Origin of the sequence: Synechococcus sp. MU1648 (genome assembly GCF_023630615.1) — a bacterium.
Classification (GTDB): Bacteria; Cyanobacteriota; Cyanobacteriia; order PCC-6307; family Cyanobiaceae; genus Parasynechococcus.
In genome coordinates, this window is record NZ_JAKUHI010000013.1 from 21,836 (window position 1) to 42,174 (window position 20,339).

A 20,339-nucleotide genomic window follows, 5' to 3' on the forward strand; every position below is an offset into this window, starting at 1 on the left:
AAGACCAAGGCAAGGCGAAATGTATCGCTTACAGCACTCCAACCGCATGGGATAAGCAAACCAGGCCATGGGCAAAGATCATCAAAGGCATAGACCACTTAATGCATCAATGCAGAAGAAAAAAGCGATGGACAGAAAACACCAAACAATCGGGGCGGCAACACAATGGGCACGATGAGACATAAAACCAAAGGGAAACGAGCTCAACACGTGATCGTGATCGCAGGTGCATCTGGCACAGGCAAAACCCAGTTGATTCAGAAATTAAGCCAGAAACCACATGATCATTTTAGATTAAAAGTACTAAAACAATTGGGCTGTGATCCGAATCAAAGAATGAAACGATCAACGGTGGAACGCATGCAACGGTTAATGGATCCAGCGAATTTCAAGAAGCGAAAAACCAGAAAGCTAAAATACTGCTTATTGCTCCACATCGATCTGACAAGCATCAATCACAAGAGCAATTTGAAGCTATTACGCAAAATATCTAAACGAAGCAAAAGGGTCGATATCATCACCCTATACACATCACCAAAAGAATGGCGCCAACGAATATTTAAAAGACTGCACACAGAGGATGAACCTTCAATGCGGGCTGCACTAATTGCCCTAACAACGAGGATAAACAAAAAGCTATCGGACACTCTATATCACAGAGAATACACAAAGTGGCTGAACGACCTGGAACAACTAAGATACAAGAAGAGCGCAATAATCAATACGTTTAACAAAACAATTCTTACCTCAATCCCCCAGGTCAGCCGATAAAACAACGATCATCATCAGAGAATGGAAAATAAAACAATAAACAGCTCTCTCCCAAGCAAAGGGCCTAAGCATCCTCCATTCACTCACCGGACTAAAAAAGACAGGAAAGAAACAAATATTAATGGGTAGAATATACAAATATTGAATTGCGAGGCATTCAACGACCATCAGCAAAAACAACAAGAACTGGAAGAAGGCGAAAGATAGTCAAAATGAACAGCATCTAATCAAAAACAGTGCAAATACCAGAGGAAGGGACATAAGCAAAAATCAATGTGAAAGGAATGCAAAACCTGACGCAAGGAGGAAAAACGAATAAACCATAAAAAGAAAGGGCAATAAAAGTACAGCTCCTAAAATTAGAAGGAACTGAATACGCATCGTGGCAAACCTGGAAGACCTGCGTAATGCGAAGACGATTGGTCAGAAAAATTTCGAGAACTGGTCGAGGAATGCAGGGTTAACGGGAAATGCTCAAGACAGCGCATATTTCAATGTGCTCCCACAGCATCAAACGTATATCGCCATAGCAAGTGGGTGGCTTGATTGGCAAAAAGCAAATATTGGACACAGCCAGGGCAAATATGAAAGAACGAATCAGGATGGAACATTCTATTCAAGTTGGGGACCAGAATTTGATGAAGTCAATATTGACTTATCACTTGCATCACACAAAAAGATTACGGTAGATGGTTTTGGTGAAATAAGAGTCAGGGAGGAGTTCTCACAGAGCATCTATGACAATGAATTCTGGCTTTATAACGGTCAGACGCCAGGGCCTTTCATCATCGCGGATCCAGGAGACACTATAAAAGTCAAATTAACAAACAATCTTGGCATAGATGCTCAAACAAAGGAATGGAATGGAACAGTAGAACGTACTAATCTTCATTTGCATGGCTCCCACGTATCACCCCAGGGAAAAAGTGATAACGTCATGATTGCCGTGGAAAATGGTGATAGCCAAGAATATGAATACAAAATTCCTGAAAATCATCCGAGTGGATTGCTTTGGATGCATCCACATCTACATGGTTCAACATCATTGTCACTGGCAGGCGGCGCGGCGCTACCTGTATTCATTTTGCCAGACTCGGAAGATACAAACAATCTAAGCGGATATGACCCGACAAAAGAAAATATTCACCTATTGAGTTTGCAATCATGGGCGGTTGAACAAGAGATTAATCCCAATATTGAGCAGGGAGAACACAACTGGGAAAACACACAACAAATGCCTGCACGGGTATTCAGCGACGACGAAGGCAATTATTACAAGTACAGCTCATCACCCTTCAACGGCAACAATTACCAGCCATTAGCACACTTTACAGGTAATCCATATTGGGGGATAAAAGAAGGGAAAGGTGCAACATATGCAGACTATGTAGCAGCCGAAACAACAGAGAATTTAATACACACAGTCAATGGGCAATACAATCCCACGATTAAAGCCGATACAGGTGAATGGGTCACGTTTGGCTTTCTGAATTTCTCATTGAATTCTAGTCATATTATTCAACTAATTCATGTTGATGATAACGGAAACATAAGCTTGGAGTCGCCAAACTTATTGGGTATAGATTCCGATATATCACGATGGGCGTCGGAATACGACACCTCTGTATCAACACTGCCTGGAATATCACCGGGCGGAAGAATTACAATCCAGCATTCCTTTAACAAACCAGGAGATTACTACTTTATTAGTAATGCTAGCGAAGAAGTACTCGGGGATTTAGCACCTAATGAAACAAATAGACCCAAGAATTCTAGTGAAACGTATCTTGGGTACAACGATGGCTTTCAGATTACCCCATCTCAGGTCTTAGCCACAGTAGAAGTAACAGGAAATACGGTACAAAGCTCTGATCAGCCTGACGCCTGGGACTATCTTGATGGTCAGAGAACTCATGCGCTCGGGCTCAAAGAGGAAGCAGCAACGTCAGGAGTAGCACGAGAAAGAGAGTTTAATTGGTTCACAGACGCTCAAAAAATAAAAAATGAAGAAGGCCGTGGTACGGAAATAGGGCCTGACGGCGAAGAATATATTGATCCTGGCTACAACGACCCAGAAAGTTGGGAAAGCGTATGGACAATTAACCAACAATATTGGACACATGAACCAGATCACAGTCCAACAATATCAATTGCAATGTTAGATACATTGGAGCGATGGTCACTAGTTAATAGTTCAAAATCTTTTAAAAGAGATACATGGCCGAAGGACAACCCGCCAACACAGATACAAGTGGGTCAAGCCCATCCATTTCACCTGCATCAAAATGAATTCATTGTCGAAACAATTAATGGCCTGAATGTAGGAATAGATCCCAGCACACATCAAGTTGGTGATGCATACATAGGAGATTCACTGGTCGATGTCTACCAAATGGCACCAGCCTATGCGAAGGGAACTGTAACAACAGAGAATCCATTTGGAACTCCAATGATTCTAGACGAAGAAGGTAATCAAATTGATGGGAATGGAGACATATATACGGGAGATGATTACTTGATAAACTCTAAAACAGATATTTTAGTTCGCTTTGAAGACTTCACCGGCTTGTATGTAGATCACTGCCACTTGTTATTCCATGAAGATGGAGGAATGATGGTGCCGGTATTAACCATCCTCAACACCAATGACAGTTGGATCACGAATGGTTCAAGAACAAAGAACAGCGTTGACATATCACTTGGATCGAACCGTGAAAACAAGATTGAATTTCAGCCATTTGAGAGTTCACGATCAAGGGGAGTCAACATCGCAAGTGGCGATATCAATGCATTGAACTTTGTACCCGGACCAGAAGCAAGAACAGTCCATGTAACCGACAACATTGAAGATATTGCCGTCATTGAAGCCACGTCTTCAAATAAAGGAAGGTTCAAACTCAATATTTTCGACGGACAGAGTACAAAAGATTTTTACTCGGAAAAACTCAATGGGAATGATCCCAAGCTGAATACACTAGAAAAAATAAAAGAGATGACAATTAGCGCCGAAGGGAAAGGAAACCGAAAAAACTTAAAATCATCCTTGGCAGTTGGTGATATTAATGGGGATGGTTATGACGACATCATCGTTGGAATTTCGGGCAAGAACTACGATGCCAAAATTCGTGTCTTTAGTGGGTCGAATTATGAGGAGCTATATTGCTTAACACCCTTCGGTGGTGCGAAAAGCGATGGAATTGATCTTGCAGTAGGAGACATGAACGGCGATAACTATGCAGATATCATTGTTAGCCAACTAGAGGGTGGGCAAGGAATTATAGATGGCTTCAACGGAAAGAAACTAACGGATCATTCTGCGATGGGGTGCAAAGAAGAGAAGCTATCGAATATGGCAAAGCTCTGGGGGCAACCATCATATTTTAATCCACATGGCAATACTGATAATGCCGTACGAATAGCAATTGGTTATTCACTTCCAGATGAGCAACCACAAGCGCCTGATGGTGAGACATATAATTTCGACCATGAGAAGTATAACCAGACCTACTTGGCAAATCTCTCTACGATGATGGTCGATTACAAATCAAAAGGTAAAAATTCGGAATTAAAGAACTGGCTTCTTAATTCATCCGAGGGTGCTCATGCTGGTCATGGAGATAATAATGGGCATAGCATGATGAATATGGGCAGTGAAAGTGAAGTAAATAGTATGATGAGTATGGGGGATGAGATAATCAATCCAACGAAGACCACGAACCAAAAAGGCAGCAAAGTAACTGAATTAATAATGAATGGAAAAATCACATTGGACCAAAGATATACAGATATAGATTTTCAATATTTTGATATTGACGCAGACAATAGGGGGCAGGGAAGCTTGCTGTTAACGCAAGATGATGGAGACGCAACACTAATGCACCTAACCAAAGATGCCGTATATCATGATGTGGAAGATAATATGAGGCAAGCTACATGGCATTTGGAAGCTGATTACTTCGGTTGGGCCTAATGTAAATCATAGGAACATACAAAATAAAGATCTGCTAACTAAAGTGTGAAAGGAATGACTTCTAGATTGAAAATCCATTATTGATAACGCAATAAGTAGCTTGCATGCCAAGGGTCTTCATTTCAACCTTCATTTTTTGGATATCATCTTCGCTCGCAACAATAACCAAACTTTCTAACTCCAGCATAGAGAAGAATTCATCCAAGATATCATTTACAGTATCAAGATGTACATGAAAAGCCTTGTGATCAACATAGCTTTCCCTTAGAAACAAATGTGTATCACTAAAGGCAGCAGTGAACAATAGTGTACCTTCCTCGCCATGGCCACGGGAAATAATTTCATCGGTGATCTTTTTAATAGCATTCATTTGACCATCTTTCACACGGAAAAGAGGGTAGATACTGATAAAAGAGTCGATGCGCTTCATGGAAGGAGGGTAGCTTCTATCACTTTAGGCAAAACATAACGGTAAGCCAATGCATGTGGATTTCATAACTAAGCAAAGAGAGCGCGTAACAAATAATCAATAGTAGGTGAAGAGAATGTTCAAAGAGCGCAAAGTAAGGGAAAGTAAAAGCATAAAAAAGTCACCAACACAATGTGATGGTGACAAAAGAAGTTAAAGAGACCAAAGTTTATCTGCAAAAACCTTGGAAAGAAGCCATCTTTACAGGTGATAGGGCACTAAGAGCATTCGACAACTCTTCAGTCGGAAAACCATAAGCGACAACTTTGACAGGAGTCAGGAGACCCATAAAATCAGAACCAAACAAGTCTCCGAAGGCCTTCATATGGAGAAGCGCTTGAGCGGAGTTGGAGTAACGCTCATACACATGAACTTCGTCACGAGCAGAGTTAACACTGAACTCAAAGTTAGTGGTATCAGGCTCATTGGACTGAAAATACTCAGTCATCTTGGCGGCAAGAGCAGAAATTTGCTCAAATGAATCAGGTTTACAGGAACAGGTGATTGTCCAGGAAACCCACGTGTTGGAATCGGAGATGAGAGTCATGAGAAAAATAAATAATTAAGGGAGAAGAAGGAAATGGGGATTAGTGGCCAGCCCTAATCAGGTCAACAAGTCTTTCAGCTATTGCATAACAGGTAAGCATAGGATTGCGAGATACATGATCGGGAATGATTGAGCAATCAACAACTCTTAAGGAAGTGCACTCATGCACTTTTAGATATTGATCAACAACAGCGTGATTATCAGTGGCGGGGCCCATTTTGCAAGTGCCAACCGCATGCCATATTGTGGCAGAACGATCAGTAATATATTGCTCGATAAACCGAGTATCGTTAATCATATCCTCTGTTAAAACAGCTACTCCCTCAGAAATATCCTTGAGTGCGCCCGTAGTAAGCAACTCATAACCTCGTCGAACACCGTCTACCATCTTCCGCATGTCTTCAGCGTGAGAATTCAAGCGATGGTCAATGCGGGGTTGCTGATTCGGATCAGAAGATTGAAGTGTGACGCGCCCGCGTGATTCAGGACGATTGATCACAATGCCAGTACCAAACATCAAACCTCGGGTTGGATCTGCACCTGGAAAACGTTCAGCACCAAGTTTGCCAAGACAATAGATTTGCATATCGTTAATATGACTGCTGCCGGGGGCGGTGTAATGAATAACCATTTGAACGTCATCATCGGTCTCATTCACAATGCCGGGTTTTGGATAAGCAGCGACAACCGCTAATGAGTGGTCGATCAGATTACTACCAACACCCTGTAAATTATTGACGCACTTAATGTTCAATCGATCCATATCGTCAATTGGACCAACACCAGAACGCAGAAGAATCGAAGGAGAATTAATGGTGCCAGCGCTGAGAATCACTTCTCCGCCAAATAGACTTTCAACAGAATTATCCGAATTAACAACCTCAACGCCAATGGCATCTTTACCAGAGAATAGAACTTTATTGACCATCGTCCGATCCTTGATCGTCAGATTCGGACGGGATTGAGCATCCAAAAGGTAAGCAATAGAGCTGGAAACACGCAGTGAACCATCTCCTGCACGATTCATGGGAATGGGCCCTACACCGTCATAACCATTTGGGTGATTGTGATCTGGCACCCAGGCATAACCATCAGCCATAGCTGATTCCTTAAACGCACCAACTACTGGGGAATACTGATCAGGCCTAAAACGTTGGATAGGAATCTTGCCGGAACTACCGTGATAAGAAGCATACCCAAAATCAATATCATTCTCGATTCGTTTGTACATGGGCAAGATATCTTCCCAGTCCCAGCCAGTGTTACCAGCTGCGGCCCATGCTCTGAAATCCTGCGGAAGACCACGCAGAGAAATCACACCATTAACAGCAGAGCAACCACCACTCACCTTGCCCCGTGCATAGGGAAAATCTCGCCCTGGGGTTACCTGCGTGATGTAATGCCAGTCGTGATCTTCAACAGAAACCGCACGGGAATCCAAAAGATCACGAGGAGTTTCTTCAATGGAGGAGAAGTGAGGACCAGCCTCAAGAAGCAAAACTTTTGTATTTTCGTCTTCAGTTAGGCGGGCAGCAATGACAGCACCAGCTGTTCCAGCACCGACAATTATATAATCAAAAGCAGACATAAAGAGACAAGGAGAATCTATAATTAAACGTTAGCCATGGCGCTAAATCAATCAAACAAGAATGAAGATTTATTTTAGAATGAATTAGAAGAAGCCGGTGTCTGAAATCGGCGAACCGCTCAAAGAGGTCAGCACCTCGTCTCTGTATTCTGTAAAAACAGAATTGGCATCCTTCCAATTATTGACTTGTACGGATTCAAGGACAAAATCGGATAATTCATTAAAAGAAGAAGAAGAACTATTGGCAAGCAAACCCTGACCAAAGTTACCGTCGACGACCGCATTGGTGCCCCACTGTGTTTGCGACCATGTGCTTGCAGCGGCTAATAAGCCAACCCGGTAGGTGTCGCGACCGCTTGTAGAACGCAAAATAGCCAGTGGCAAATCATTCTTAGACAATCCATTATTCACGGCAGATGCCCAAGTTGATAGTTCCTTGGAATTAGGACTTCTATCGTAAAGAGTATTGAAGACCTTATTTGAAATAGCATCGGAAGACAGCTCATCAAGCTTGCCTCCAAAGAAAGATTCAACTAGCTCTGAATAATTAACAAGAATTTTAGTGACCAGCTCCTGCGATGTTAGTTTGGAGCCTTGATTGGCAACAGAAAGCTTTGCAAGATCACTTGGCTTAATCATTTTATTCGTATAAGCTTGATAGGCTAGTTGAGCAAGATTGACTCTTTCATCAACATCATTTGCAGAATACGAAAAGCTGAGATTTGGCAATGATGGATCTTTTTTTGACCGTGTAATACCAGTTAAATCATCTGAAGTTACACGATCTATTCCTTTCAGATTGATATACAAATCCTGTGTGCTGTTGTATATATCCTCTGAACTAGATGGATTACCAATATGATATTCGCCGTCGGAAGCCCCTTGGCTGAAAATCAAATAATCATCCATGATCAAAGAGCCATTTGCAAGAGCACCGGCAAAAGTTGGAGTGGCTGAAGATAAACCAGGTTCGATACTTTGATGATTCGTTAAGCTAAGCTTGAAGGCACCTCCAATATGATCAACACCATCTAGAGATGGGGTGTACATCTGATGGCCCTGATGATCACCATGATCGTTATCAGAGCTCATTCCATGCCCACTCATAGGAGTGTCATCTGGGTCTGTTGTACCAGTAGCAATGAAGTGTCCTGAATTGAGCTGAAAAGTCAAAACATGACTATTACCTGCTTCTGATTCAGCGGTAACAATTAAGTTCTCAATTGCCGATTGCGAATAACTATTGAAACCGGATGTTATTGACAGTGATTCGAGATCATCGAAGCTCGATGACTTATATTCAATGTCAGACAGGATGTCAGTATCAGGTAAATAACCTCCTTCAAATTGGCCAGTCTGATTCAATAAAGAAACAGAAGAACCATCGAGGATTCGAATTCTCAAAGTTCCATCATCAACATAAGCAAAAGCATAATCATCAAAATTATCTAAATTAAAATCTCCAACACCAACAGCAGTTGAAGAGCTTTTAAGCTTAAGAGATCTTGCATTATCTACTTTTTCCCAAGGGCGATAACTATAAAGATTTGACCAATCAAAATGAGTATCCTGTGCTTGCCAACCAGTCAATTCCAAATCTGAAAGTTTAACTCTATTATGACCATTCAGGGATTTAATAAACCCAGCGGTAACCAGATCTCTCTTTCCATCACCCGTAAAATCGCTATTGAAAGCCCAAGGGGCTACAGTTGAATTTTCATAGGGTTTAAAACGAGAAAGCAATACAGCTTGCTGATCATTTTTAAGAGAAGCACCATCATAGATGTGAACACGCCCCGATGAATTTGCTTCTCCACTGTATGACAAAATAACATCTTGGATGAAATCGTTGGAAATGTCTCCTACTTGAATTCTCGCTATATTCTTTCTCAATACATGCCGCAAAGGAAGAACCACTTGTTCAAGAGAATCAGCTTCACGTAAAATCAAACCCTTTTTATTTAGGCGAAAAGACTCAGCAGGAACAATCCAGCTTGAATCAGTATTCTCAATAACTGAAACGACCTGCATCATGCCAGCATCTTCATGCTCCAGCAAATGGCAATGGTGAACAAAGGTTCCAAGAAAGTCTTGGTATAACATTCTGATCGTCGTATCATTATATCCAGTTGTATAAGGTGTCGCTGAGGGATCAAGTCCGTCGTCAGTTGGTACAAACTCACCTACTAGAGGATCAAGCTTATAATGCGTTCCATCCTTATTATAGTTATATCCAGATGAATTGAGCTGAGTGACATCTTCGAGAGTGCGCTTATTCGACAACTCATTATCACTGTGTTTTACCTGATAATCATTGACATGGATATGAAAAGGGTGGGCAGTGAAGTAGCCACCATTAGCCACGTCTTTTCCGCCCCAATTCCAGTTTCGTAATGACCACTCCTCCATTGTGCCAAGCTGAGCAATAACCAATGGACCATTGGGAAAAACATGGTCATTAATCAAATCAGGATTGACATAACCAAGCCATGGATTCTCGTTGGAAGTAGCAATCAAATCATAGTTATTCACTGGTGAACCAGCCTGCGCCCGTTCAGCAAGTGCTTTCTGAGTTGGAATATCCCGTTGGTCATCGGGACCGACCAATTGCAAAATTTGATAATTAAACTGGCGCTTACGTGTAGGATTCCATCCGTCTTCAAAGAGATTTACACTGGGAATAGCATCGGGGGAATAGTCTTCACTGCTGGTCAGTGGTGTTATCTTCTGAACATTGATTTGTTGATTTACTTTCTCAATGTAATCATCGAGAACTTGTGTATCAATGTGAGGAGAATCGCCACTAACGTTAAAAGTGGCAATTGCTCCTGGGCCTGAATTAGGATCAGAGAAATCTGTATTTTTAGTTGAAAGTTCTGCATATTTATCAGGTTGCCAGCGTAATGAATTAATGTCAAATTCCTGTCCATTTTGACCTTCAAAACTATAAGCACTGATCAGCTCTGATTTACCTGCAGGAAGATTCACAAGCAAATCAATTCTCTTACCAGAGGGTAAGGAGATCAGATTGGATGCTTGTTCATATGAGGTAGCATTACTCAAACTTCCATCTTGTTGATAACCTAAGACGCCCTGCTCAACTTTTTGAATCTGAGGATAAGTATGACCATCTTCACCGTACATATAAAGCGGCAAAGCAACCCACGAGCCATCACTTTTCTGATGACGTATGGCTAGATTCATATAATAGTTATTGTCTTGATTGCTAAAACTAAATGACTGCCAGCCACCGGCATTCATATTTACTTCTGGCTGATATTCACCATTAATCGTAAACATACTTGCACGGTTAGCAGCAAGCCCCTCAGTACCTAAGATGTTGCCGTTGACTGAAGCTAATTCATAATTTCCTGAATCTTTATCGATACCAACTTGCATCGTTTTGATGACGCCTAGGTTTCTTGGTACGTCTTTAAATGCAGGAATTAAGCTCAGTGGATCTCCAACTTGCATGAACCCTGAAAGGCCACCATAAACTTGAGTGTTAACAGCCGGGTGAAAATGGGGGTGATACCAGTAAGAACCCACTCCATGATCATCCGGAATGTCGATGATTGTTGTCCAATCTTGCCCAGTTGTATATCGACTAACGACATTGTCACCGAATCCAGATGGAACAACATGGCCACCATGCATATGAAAATTAGTACTATCCATGCCACCGGCCATGGCTCCACCATTGAGGCCATAGGAATTGTTCTCAACCATGGAAGCCATTTGGGCCTGCTTCCCGGTGAGGCCAGCGATACTTATATTGTTATCAAATTCTAGCTCTAAAGTTTCACCAGGCTTTATCATTAAAACAGGGCCTGGATAGGATGTTCCTTTGCCCTCTAACCCGTAGGTATACAGCATTGATGGATACCAAAGAGGAGCTGTGTCCTCAGAGGCACCACTCATTGATGCTAAATTCTTGAGCAGTGCATTGGAATCAAAGTCAGATAAAACAGTATCAATACCTCTATCGTTATTCCATAGATCCTCAGGATAATAGTTATCTTTGTTCAATACTGCCTTATGAAGGTCGCTATCAAGGACGGATGTATTTGCCCATTCACCGGTTTGATTGGCAGATTGATCATAACCCACTCCCTTATATCCTATGTAGCTTAGTGCTTCGAGCAATTGATTATTGGCATAAGCCCCCCATCCTCCTTTTCCTGTCTTAAAGCTGGCCGTAATAGATGTTAGATATTGGTTAAAGATGCTATTTTCATCCTCTTTGTTGATTAGTTGAGGGATCAGCCAATCACCAACAAACTTGCTGACATTTTTAATCTGAACCGGATCTGTTGTAATTTCTAATGTAGCCTTAAGCGTGCCGTTATTAGTTACATTTTCACTAACAAAATAACCATTATTATCCTGCCCTAAAGTATATCCTGATGAAAGGAAGACGTTTGGTGCTCCATCTTTGTCAACGGGATAGAGAGAGCCAATACGGAACTGATCCACAATCAAAATCTACCGTGACACTATCGATATTAGCCATGGTGGATGCGTGGCAAAATGTTTTAATTTCTACTTAAGAATGGCATGTGTTCAATTCAAGACGGTCAAATTTTTGACTCACTAGTCGACTAAGTATTTTGCTTCTTAAACGCCGTAGCAGTCAACGACATGAGAATGAGATTAATAACAACAAGGGCCAGACCGATATAAAAAATCATAGTCACAGAGAAGGTTGATATGAAGCCAGCGATAAACGTCATTGCCACAAAGCCAATGCTTAAAAGAAAGCTGAACAAAGCCCATGCTGGACGAACGAGCCGTGGTCCAACAACTTCTGAAAGCCGAGCTACGATTAATCCAATGTAAGCGCCATTCCAGAAGGCAAAGAGAAACGCTCCAAGATTAACAACTGCGATTATTGGGGAAAAAACAAAGATACAGGTCCCGATAGTTCCAATCACCACAGATGCAAGAAGAACCGAATCAGTCGGAATTTTTTTCGGAACTAAACCTGCAACGATAGCTCCAAGGGTGTATCCAAATCCCACCAAAGCGAATGAACTGCTAGCGACTTCGCTCGAGACCTTAAAAACTGAAGTTAGGTATAAAGGTTGATACGTTAAAATTGACACTTGAGAGGCACCATAAAGAAGTGTCGTGAGTGCAAATATTTTAAGCGCAGGAGTCCAATTGATTGTTGACGGTGCAGTTGATTTAGCACTGATGGCTTCCTGAGTTGCTGAACTGGGTATATCTTGATCTGAAGAATGTGATAATTTTAAATCTCGCTCTTCCGATAGACCTCTTGAAATTAACATCCATATCGGAACAGCAAACAAAATAGAGAAAATGCCAGTGAAATCCCATGCAGCTACTGGAGAGCTTTTAACAAAAAATGGCAGTAATACAGAATCCAAGAGAGGTGCAATACCAGCACCTGCAAAGATAATTCCCATCGCCAATCGCTTTTGGTCGGCATGTAATCGGCGCGTACCAAAACCGGGCAATCCAGTAACGAGGTGTGCACAGCCCCAACCAGAGACTAAACGCCAAATTGCATTCCATCCCATCGAAGGGAAAAGTGGCTCAATGAAAAATGTCACGATACATACAATTAAGGCAATTCGGATCATTCTTAGAGATTGATCCTCTCTCTTTAACCTTGTCTGATGCACACATCCGGCAAGATATCCAGCTAAATTAAGGCCTACAAGTTGCCCAATATTATCCGATGTGATCCAATCAGACTCGACCATCATATTTCCAAGAACAGCTAATTCTGTTCTCTGAAGTCCAACCCCTATTGCTAACGCAGATGAAGCTGCGATGACGCCTAAGTAGTCGTAGGAAGACTCTTTGTTGATGGCTGAATGAGTCATCTAGGATAGTGAATCAGATGATCGGAGATTTTGTTTTGGATATGTCATGCATCACCTAAGATGCTGAAGTTTGTTCCGCAGCAAAATCACGCCTTCCGAATCTATACAAAAGCACATGAATGGAGCATTAACCATGGAAAGATTTAATCAATGGGTTGCATAAGATTTCAGGATTTTCGCAACGACTCCAGGCAGGAGTGTGCTCCAATCGAATTGCGATCTTCAAAACCAAATAGTTGATGTCTTGCAAAAGGATGGATAGACATCCTCAAGACCCATGGAAGATAACGATAAATAAGGAATCTTGTTCTGCCCCTCTCACGTTCCATCACCTTTTCTCTTGTGAGGAGTAGGAAAACAGCAAGATCTATTAGTGAGCACCTTTACTTGCGTCAATCAGAAGACTCGCCATTCACAGAAGAGCAAGAACTTGGATGTAGCACTTGCTGTCTCACTTGGACAAATTCGCTATAGCGATGACCTACTGGGAGTCTCCATAACGCAACTCCTCTTACGTTTGAAATTTTCTCTTACATCGCTAGCGAAAACCTTTTCAACAATCAGCTTCACGGATCAGTGCTGAGTGCGTATAGTGAGTTTATATATATCGAATGCGAGAATGAACGGCGAATTTTTGTCGCACTTATCCCAGGTGTTACTTGATTCTGACGAGCAAAGATATTCAAAGTCTCAACTACTTTAAAAAATGCAGTAAGTAGTTGAAGCTTATTACTGTGAAGATTCTTCAGCATTGAACCTGGAGAAAAGCAGCAAACTTAGTGACAGCAAGCTTACAAATAATTCTCTTAGATTTGCTTCTTGCGAGGATTTCGCACGCCTTTCAGTTTTGCTGCCTTGGTCTGCGGCCAGTCAGTGCTCGCAACATGTTGTAGGAGGTCAATACAATTCCAGGAAAGGAGCTGCAGTACAAGCCATTCCCGATAATTTAGTGACCGAATTAAATGATAAAATTGACTTGAATCAAATGAACGTTATTGAATCAGGCTGCTTTGAAGGCATTCATTCTATTAGCATGGCTATTTATGGAGCCAAAGTATATGGATTTGATGTGCGCATAGAGAACGTACTTAAATCAATGGTGAGGGCTTGGGTCCATGGGCAAAGCTCTTCAACGTGTTTTGATCTTTTAAATATTGAAAATACATCTGTATCTGATTTTTACTTAGCTGCTTATCCTAATTTAAATGTTGATTTATATCATTGCAGAGGTGTATTGTATCACTTGACCAATCCATATAAATACTGTTGTCAAGTTGCTGCTCTAAAACCAAGTTTCATTTATTTCCATACACAAGTCGCATCTGACGAACAAGCTGACGAATTATTAGAAACTTCGCATGGAACCTATAAGGTCTTTAATTACAGAGAAGGAGGGAGAGTGATTCCCTTTGCTGGAGTAAGGGATTATGCGAAGTGGTTTACTGTTTCATCGCTAAAGTCTTTAATGAGTGAGCTGGGGTACGGAAACATTATTTTAGAAAAACTTAAGGAAGAAAGAAATGGGCTAAGGCTCAAAATCTTGTTGAAGCGCCAATAGTAAATTTACCGCCCTTTGTAACTTAACATGCGGGAACATGGTCTGCAACATATTCTTTATTTGCTTATTTATTTATCAACTCGTCGCTTCTAATTCTACCATTTACAATACTCTTCTAAACCTTTCTAATCAGAGAAGCGCGTCTAGTGTAAATTTCTCTTATCGGCTAGCGGTAATAAATAGCTGTCAGACAAAGGGTCCAACAGATGCCGTACCCATTGATTTCGCCCTACACGTAATTCAAGACCAGGCAACACTTTGCGGGTTTTAATTCTTGAGATCCTATCCATGGCAGTCTATTTGGGACTGCAGAAGACCCCCAAACAACTGCTCAAAACGAAAAAGGTTGTTTGCAGACTTGAGGTCCTTAGGGGACTTCCTGTGACCTTCTAAACGCTAAGAAGCCCAACCCTCACTAGAGGATGGGACTTCAGAGAACTTCCTGGGAAGTACTTGACACGGAGAGGGTGGGATTCGAACCCACGAGGGTGTTACCCCTACACGATTTCGAGTCGTGCGCGATCAACCGGACTCTGCCACCTCTCCACACGTCCGAGGACGTGTAGGAACTTTAGAGGCCAATGAACCGCGAGCCAGCCCAATGCTGCAGAAGCCAACGGCGCTGCGGTGCAGAAGGCTTGAAGCCAAGCCATGTTCCAGTGAAAACCTGCTGGGGGCCTGATCTCTGCTGCTGCTGAAGTTTCCACATGGCCTGAGGCCTGGGGAGCAGCTGCCAGCGTTGCCGTCCCGCCCGCAACACCAGTGATCCAGTGCGGTACTGCGCGCGTTGCACCGACAACCCATCACTCCGCAGCATCTTGCCTGTGGCGATTGGAGGGCGGCCCTGCTGAGGGGCCTCTACGCGGTGTGCAAGCTCTTGCCAACAGGGGAGCACATCCGTGGCCACTGGATCCAACAACATCACCCAATCCAGGCGGGAGTGACCATGCACAGCGGCCACCCGTTGCGCCATCCGACAACTCCGGACATCGCCATGGGTGCTTACCAGAGCAGCACGCCCACGATGACGAGCCAGCAACCAGTGGCGACCAAAACGCTCGACCGCCACGAGGCCATCGGAGAGCTGCAACAAGCCGTGGGCCAGCAAGGCAGCTGCCATGGGGAGCAGCGACCAGCGCCTGCTGCTAGCACTTGCCCTCAGCAGCCAGGGCAACAAGGCCACAACCAGCAGTGCAACAACCCACGCCTGCGGACGACCGGTGAGCATTAGCGCTCCAGGCCATTGACTGATCCAGATCGAGATGGCCATCACCAGCCCTGCCATCTGCTGCGCCGGCCACAGCAGCAGGGGGAGAACGGACGGAGGCAACACCAACGCCAACAGCGCCGACAACATGGCCAGCAGCGTCAGAGGCGCCAGCAGCGGAGCAACCAGAAGATTGGCGAGCAAGGCGTAAAGCGGCATCGCACCGAAGTGCAGCAACTGCAGGGGCAGTGTCCAGAGGAAAGCCGCGACGGGGATGGAGAGCGCCGCGGCCACGCCGCGGCAGCGATCAGGCAGGCAACCTTGAACAGCCTGCTCCAGGCGTGGAGCCGTAAGGATCAAACCAGCGGTTGCTGCTGCACTGAGTTGAAAGCCGATCGACAAGGCCCAGCCAGGCCGAAACAGCAGCATGCCGCTGAGTGTCAGCAGAAGCACGCCGAGCGGACGGCTGTGATGGCCTGACTCACGAATCAGCAATGCGATCGCAGCCATCAGCACCGCCCGCACCACTGATGGCTGGGCCCCGGCAAGACAGACAAACAGCAGCAGCGAAAGGCCAGCCAGAGGAAGCCTCAGGCAAGGGGCCCAATGGCGGGCCAGCATCAGCACACTGCCCAGCAGCACTGACAAGTGAAAACCCGATGCAGCGAGCGCATGGGACAAGCCGGCAACGCGGAACGCCTGTCGCACGTCTTCGGGGAGCTGCACCTGGGCGCTGCCTAGAACCAGGGCGGACAGGAAGGCGCCCCGCCGCGGCCCTAAGGCCTTCTGAAGCCGCTGGGCAACATCACGCCGCAGATCAACCAAAGGTGTCGGTGGACGCCGCAGAACCTCGATGCTGTCGAGCCTGAGTCGACTCCAACTGCCTTGGCGGGCCAGACGCTCCGCCGATCCCGGCAACAGTGGGTGGGCACCAGGCATCGGACGCCGCAGAACCCCAGTTGCTTGGACGTGCCAGCCCTGGAGCAGCGTTGAAGCGCATTCAGGGAGCTGCAACTCAGTGCGCCCCATGGCCCGGTGGCCCTCAACCCGATCCACCTCCAGCAGGACAGAACAGCCTGAGGGGAAACGCCGCACGTCGGCGACCAATCGACCACTGATCACCACCGCTGCTGACGGCGTCTGAATCAGGCGCGATGGATCAGATCGACTCGGCGTTGGTGCCCCCAACAGCACTCCTCGAAGCACAAGGAGTACCAGTAGGCAGAGGGCAACGCCATCAACGGAAAGACGTCGACTCAGAAACCATTACGCCGCTGTCTCGAGAGTTCCCCCCTCCAGCAACGGAAAGCCCAAGGCCTCCCGTTCCGCCAGCCAGCCCTCGGCCACCTTGCGGGCCAGGTTGCGGATACGACCGATGGTGGCCGTGCGTTCGGTCACGGAAATCACGCCACGGGCTTCCAGCAGGTTGAAGGTGTGGCTGCACTTCAGAACGAAATCCAGGGCCGGCGCCGGCAGTTTCTGCTCGATCAAATCAGAGGCTTCAGCCTCATAGATGGCAAACAACTGCTTAAGCCGCTCAGGATTGGCGGCCTCGAAGTTGAAATGGCACTGGCCCTTTTCAAACGGCAACCAGATCTCGCCATAGCTGCGCTTGCCGTTCCAGCTCAAATCCCAGATGCTTTCAACGTCCTGGAGGTACATGGCCAGCCGTTCCAGGCCGTAGGTGATCTCAATGGAAACCGGCTTGCAGTCAATACCTCCGCATTGCTGGAAATAGGTGAACTGGGTGACCTCCATGCCATCGAGCCAGACTTCCCAGCCCACCCCCCAGGCCCCGAGGGTGGGGGATTCCCAGTTGTCTTCGACGAAACGGATGTCGTGATCAGCGGCCTTGATGCCCAGAGCCTCGAGCGAAGCCAAATAGGTCTCCTGAATGCCATCGGGAGACGGCTTAATCAGCACCTGGTACTGGAAGTAGTGCTGAGCCCGATTGGGGTTATCGCCATAGCGACCATCGGTGGGGCGGCGGCAGGGTTCGGGATAGGCCACGGCCCAGGGTTCGGGGCCGATGGCACGAAGCACCGTGTGGGGACTCATGGTGCCGGCACCCTTTTCCGTGTCGTAGGGCTGCAGCAGCAGACACCCCTGGTCCGCCCAGAACCGGTTAAGCGTGCTGATGATGTCCTGAAAATGCACTGGGCCGGGGCTACCTGAGTTCCGATTCTGCCCAGTGACCGGTCAGCCCTCCAAGGCCAGGCAACGGCGCAGGTGCGCAATGGCGTGATGGCGATGCGGATTGCTGCCGCTGGGGCCAATCATTCCGAGCCAGAAACTGCCGTCCCCTTGAAAGACCAGGACAGGCTTTGCCCCTCCCTTTCCATGGCAGTCGAGCAGGGACATGCAGAGTTTTTCGGCCACTTCCGGGCCCTTGGGTCGCTGACGCAGGCGGCGCAGCAGCGGATCCACCTGAGAGAAAGAGACGAAACAGGTGCGATCGGAATCTGTGATCAGGATCAGACCATCCAGCCACTCGACCTCTTGGAGCAGCTCTTCGATGCGGGGCAGCAGCTTCGGCAGCGGAAACGCCAAACCGGACCCTCCCCTTAACTTTCTCTTTAGCTTTTCTAGGTCAGCAATGGGGTGCGTCGCAAGCGACACAGCCAAAGGTTCACGCCCTGAGGGTCAAAACCCCCATCTGTCTTCCCACAACAGCGCGGTGGACCGCTTCAGCAAATCCCGCCTCCTGTGCCAGCCGCTCCTGCTCAGACCCATCAGGGAAGCGCTCCAGGCTTCTCTCCAGGTAGGCGTACTCCTCGCGCAAACCCACTGAAGCGGCGGCGGGCACTACCAGGCGGCGCAGATAGAAGCGTTGAAACGCAGCCGCCGCTCCGCTCGCCGGCAATCGATTGAAATCCAGCACCCCTGCGCGTCCCCCTGGCTTCAGCAGCCGTCGCAGTTCCTTCAGCCCCTGCAACGGGTCCGCCAAATTGCGCAGCCCGTAGGCCATCACCGCACCGTCAGCACAGGCGCTAGGCAATCCGGTTTGCAGGGCATCCCCTTGCTGGAAGGACACCGGCAACCAAGGCTGCTGCCGTTGGCGCTGGCGGGCCTGCTCCAGTGGAGCCGCGGCCGCATCCATACCGGTCACCGTGCCGCCAGGGCGAACACAGCGCCCCAGTTCCAAGGCCAGATCTCCTGTCCCACAGCACAGATCCAGCCACTGTTCACCAGCCGCCGGCTTGAGAGCACGCACCAGCTGACGTTTCCACTGACGATGCAGCCCGAAACTGAGCACATCGTTCAAGCGGTCGTAGCGCGGAGCCACAGCATCAAACAGCTGTTCCACCGCCGCGGGATCACCAGGCTTCATGGACGAATCGTCAGGCCACGGGAGAGCAGATCCTGCTTGATCTGTTCCACCGTGAGAACGCCATCGTGCAGCAGCGAAGCCAGCAAAGCTGCAGAGGCATGCCCTCCCGCGGGGCCTACATCCAGAGCTTTGGCGATGTGATCCATGCAACCAGCTCCTCCGGAGGCGATCACAGGAATGGGAACGGCATCCGCCACGGCCCGGGTCAAGGCGAGGTCGTATCCAGCCTGGGTGCCATCGCCGTCCATCGACGTCAGCAGGATCTCGCCGGCCCCGAGGCCCGCCACCCTCTTCGCCCACTCCACAACATCGAGACCGGTGTTCTCACGCCCTCCTTTCACATACACGTCCCACCCACCTGCATCGCGCCGACGGGCATCAATAGCCACAACAATGCACTGACAGCCGAACTGATCAGCCCCCTCCCGCACCAACTCAGGCCGACGCACCGCCGAAGAGTTCAGGCTCACCTTGTCAGCACCGGCCCGCAACAGCTCGGTGATCCCCTCAACGGTGCTGATCCCACCTCCCACTGTGAAAGGAATCGTGACCGATTCAGCGGTGCGACGCACCATGTCGATCAGGGTGCCGCGCCCCTCGTGGCTGGCCGCGATATCGAGGAAAACCAATTCATCAGCCCCTGCACGGCTGTAACGGCAGGCGAGTTCCACCGGATCACCGGCATCGCGCAGGCCAACAAAATTGACACCTTTCACCACCCGTCCGCGGGCGACATCGAGGCAGGGAATCAGACGCAGAGCAACCATCGATTCGGCGCAAAAGCGACTGTTAAGGTTGCGCCACTCTCCAAGCCTCGCAGGCCATGTCCCAGGGTGACGTCATCTCGATCGGCTCCAAGGTTCGCGTGACCCGCGTGCGGGATCGCATTCCACAGGCGATGGTGGACCTTCTCAAGAAGGACGCCAACGGCACGGTGAAGGATTTCCGCACTGTCGACGGCAAGGGAATCGGTGTGGTGGTCGAGCTCAGTGATGGCTCCACCAGCTGGTTCTTCGAAGACGAAATCGCCGCCTCCTGAGGACAGT

At 46.9% G+C, this 20,339-nt stretch carries 13 protein-coding genes and 1 tRNA gene; 3 read left to right on the forward strand and 11 right to left on the reverse strand.

Annotation, left to right across the window (positions count from 1 at the left end; all coding sequences use genetic code 11):
• Nucleotides 1–1,153: 1,153 nt before the first annotated feature.
• The gene (locus NCN06_RS11355) at nucleotides 1,154–4,741 is read left to right on the forward strand and encodes a multicopper oxidase domain-containing protein (protein WP_250398943.1); all 3,588 of its coding nucleotides are present in this window, start codon (nucleotides 1,154–1,156) and stop codon (nucleotides 4,739–4,741) included.
• 61 nt (nucleotides 4,742–4,802) lie between these two features.
• On the opposite strand, the gene NCN06_RS11360 is transcribed toward NCN06_RS11355, so the two are convergent.
• From NCN06_RS11360 to NCN06_RS11380, 5 genes are all read right to left on the reverse strand, one after another.
• Nucleotides 4,803–5,171 (reverse strand): putative quinol monooxygenase, encoded by a 369-nt coding sequence (locus tag NCN06_RS11360; RefSeq protein WP_226397882.1) that lies wholly within the window; start codon nucleotides 5,169–5,171, stop codon nucleotides 4,803–4,805.
• Between the two features lie 208 nt (nucleotides 5,172–5,379).
• Complete coding sequence (locus NCN06_RS11365) at nucleotides 5,380–5,757, reverse strand: hypothetical protein (protein ID WP_226397883.1); 378 nt, start codon at nucleotides 5,755–5,757, stop codon at nucleotides 5,380–5,382.
• A 40-nt stretch (nucleotides 5,758–5,797) separates the two neighbouring features.
• Nucleotides 5,798–7,345 (reverse strand): GMC family oxidoreductase, encoded by a 1,548-nt coding sequence (locus NCN06_RS11370; RefSeq protein ID WP_226397884.1) that lies wholly within the window; start codon nucleotides 7,343–7,345, stop codon nucleotides 5,798–5,800.
• 84 nt (nucleotides 7,346–7,429) lie between these two features.
• A complete protein-coding gene (locus tag NCN06_RS11375) occupies nucleotides 7,430–11,821 on the reverse strand; it encodes a multicopper oxidase family protein (protein ID WP_226397885.1) in 4,392 nt (1,463 codons plus the stop codon).
• 125 nt (nucleotides 11,822–11,946) lie between these two features.
• Entirely contained in the window at nucleotides 11,947–13,197 is a 1,251-nt protein-coding gene (locus NCN06_RS11380; RefSeq protein WP_250398944.1) for an MFS transporter, read from the reverse strand.
• A gap of 751 nt (nucleotides 13,198–13,948) precedes the next feature.
• Between NCN06_RS11380 and NCN06_RS11385 the strand changes: the two genes are divergently transcribed.
• Nucleotides 13,949–14,755: a methyltransferase domain-containing protein gene (locus NCN06_RS11385; protein ID WP_250398945.1), complete on the forward strand. Its 807-nt coding sequence runs from the start codon at nucleotides 13,949–13,951 to the stop codon at nucleotides 14,753–14,755.
• Nucleotides 14,756–15,214: 459 nt separating this feature from the next.
• Here the strand turns inward: NCN06_RS11385 and NCN06_RS11390 are convergent.
• The 6 genes from NCN06_RS11390 to hisF all read right to left on the reverse strand — a co-directional run bounded on the left by NCN06_RS11390 (nucleotide 15,215) and on the right by hisF (nucleotide 20,060).
• A tRNA-Ser gene (locus tag NCN06_RS11390) sits at nucleotides 15,215–15,301 on the reverse strand.
• Nucleotides 15,302–15,326: 25 nt separating this feature from the next.
• A complete protein-coding gene (locus tag NCN06_RS11395) occupies nucleotides 15,327–17,222 on the reverse strand; it encodes a ComEC/Rec2 family competence protein (protein WP_226397923.1) in 1,896 nt (631 codons plus the stop codon).
• A gap of 6 nt (nucleotides 17,223–17,228) precedes the next feature.
• Complete coding sequence (gene glyQ / locus NCN06_RS11400; RefSeq protein WP_115023795.1) at nucleotides 17,229–18,119, reverse strand: glycine--tRNA ligase subunit alpha; 891 nt, start codon at nucleotides 18,117–18,119, stop codon at nucleotides 17,229–17,231.
• A 42-nt stretch (nucleotides 18,120–18,161) separates the two neighbouring features.
• Nucleotides 18,162–18,512, reverse strand: coding sequence for a hypothetical protein (locus NCN06_RS11405; RefSeq protein ID WP_115023809.1), 351 nt, complete (start codon nucleotides 18,510–18,512; stop codon nucleotides 18,162–18,164).
• Between the two features lie 79 nt (nucleotides 18,513–18,591).
• Complete coding sequence (ubiE, locus tag NCN06_RS11410; protein WP_226397888.1) at nucleotides 18,592–19,293, reverse strand: bifunctional demethylmenaquinone methyltransferase/2-methoxy-6-polyprenyl-1,4-benzoquinol methylase UbiE; 702 nt, start codon at nucleotides 19,291–19,293, stop codon at nucleotides 18,592–18,594.
• Complete coding sequence (hisF, locus tag NCN06_RS11415) at nucleotides 19,290–20,060, reverse strand: imidazole glycerol phosphate synthase subunit HisF (RefSeq protein WP_226397889.1); 771 nt, start codon at nucleotides 20,058–20,060, stop codon at nucleotides 19,290–19,292. Before hisF ends, ubiE begins: the two co-directional genes overlap by 4 nt.
• A 56-nt stretch (nucleotides 20,061–20,116) precedes the next feature.
• Between hisF and petP the strand changes: the two genes are divergently transcribed.
• Entirely contained in the window at nucleotides 20,117–20,332 is a 216-nt protein-coding gene (gene petP, locus NCN06_RS11420; protein WP_115023814.1) for a cytochrome b6f subunit PetP, read from the forward strand.
• Nucleotides 20,333–20,339: the final 7 nt, after the last annotated feature.